This is a genomic window from Tepidibacillus fermentans, assembly GCF_004342885.1.
Classification (GTDB): domain Bacteria; phylum Bacillota; class Bacilli; order Tepidibacillales; family Tepidibacillaceae; genus Tepidibacillus; species Tepidibacillus fermentans.
Window position 1 is genome coordinate 3,269 of sequence record NZ_SMAB01000035.1, and the last position, 1,728, is coordinate 4,996.

Sequence of the window (1,728 nt, forward strand, 5' to 3'; positions counted from 1 at the left end):
TTCAAAACTAAACAGTGTCTTCGCTTAGCTTCTCTTTTTCATCCGTAGGATGAATTCTCCATAGAAAGGAGGTGATCCAGCCGCACCTTCCGATACGGCTACCTTGTTACGACTTCACCCCAATCATCTGCCCCACCTTCGGCGGCTGGCTCCTTGCGGTTACCTCACCGACTTCGGGTGTTGCAAACTCTCGTGGTGTGACGGGCGGTGTGTACAAGGCCCGGGAACGTATTCACCGCGGCATGCTGATCCGCGATTACTAGCAATTCCGGCTTCATGTAGGCGAGTTGCAGCCTACAATCCGAACTGAGACTGGCTTTTTGGGATTGGCTTCACCTCACGGTTTCGCTACCCTTTGTACCAGCCATTGTAGCACGTGTGTAGCCCAGGACATAAGGGGCATGATGATTTGACGTCATCCCCACCTTCCTCCGGTTTGTCACCGGCAGTCACCTTAGAGTGCCCAACTCAATGCTGGCAACTAAGATTAAGGGTTGCGCTCGTTGCGGGACTTAACCCAACATCTCACGACACGAGCTGACGACAACCATGCACCACCTGTCACCACTGTCCCCGAAGGGAAAAACCTATCTCTAGATCGGTCAGTGGGATGTCAAGCCCTGGTAAGGTTCTTCGCGTTGCTTCGAATTAAACCACATGCTCCACTGCTTGTGCGGGCCCCCGTCAATTCCTTTGAGTTTCAGCCTTGCGGCCGTACTCCCCAGGCGGAGTGCTTAATGTGTGAACTTCGGCACTAAGGGTGTCGAAACCCCTAACACCTAGCACTCATCGTTTACGGCGTGGACTACCAGGGTATCTAATCCTGTTTGCTCCCCACGCTTTCGCGCCTGAGCGTCAGTTACAGGCCAGGAAGCCGCCTTCGCCACTGGTGTTCCTCCATATCTCTACGCATTTCACCGCTACACATGGAATTCCGCTTCCCTCTCCTGCACTCAAGTCCTCCAGTTTCCAATGACCCTCCACGGTTGAGCCGTGGGCTTTCACATCAGACTTAAAGAACCGCCTGCGCGCGCTTTACGCCCAATAATTCCGGACAACGCTTGCCCCCTACGTATTACCGCGGCTGCTGGCACGTAGTTAGCCGGGGCTTCCTCCTTAGGTACCGTCAAGGTACAGGCTTGTTCATCCTGTACTTGTTCTTCCCTAATGACAGAGTTTTACAATCCGAAGACCTTCATCACTCACGCGGCGTTGCTCCGTCAGACTTTCGTCCATTGCGGAAGATTCCCTACTGCTGCCTCCCGTAGGAGTCTGGGCCGTGTCTCAGTCCCAGTGTGGCCGATCACCCTCTCAGGTCGGCTACGCATCGTCGCCTTGGTAGGCCGTTACCCTACCAACTAGCTAATGCGCCGCGGGCCCATCTGTAAGTGGTAGCTTGCGCCACCTTTCTTACGAAATCCATGCGGATTTCGTATCTATCTGGTATTAGCTTCGGTTTCCCGAGGTTATCCCAGTCTTACAGGCAGGTTGCCCACGTGTTACTCACCCGTCCGCCATTCCAGATGTCAGATATCGGAAACCGGAAGCCGGATGAAAGCAATACTACGATGTTTACTTTCAAATCCGTTTTACTTCCTCGAAAGGTCATTCACTCTGACCTCTGGCCTCTGATATCTGACACCTGTCATTCGACTTGCATGTATTAGGCACGCCGCCAGCGTTCGTCCTGAGCCAGGATCAAACTCTCCATTAAAGATTGTTTGATAT

1 rRNA gene is annotated in these 1,728 nt (G+C 53.2%); it reads right to left on the bottom strand.

What is annotated here, in order from left to right:
• Nucleotides 1-64: 64 nt before the first annotated feature.
• Nucleotides 65-1,714 (bottom strand): 16S ribosomal RNA (locus EDD72_RS12370).
• Between the last annotated feature and the right edge of the window lie 14 nt (nt 1,715-1,728).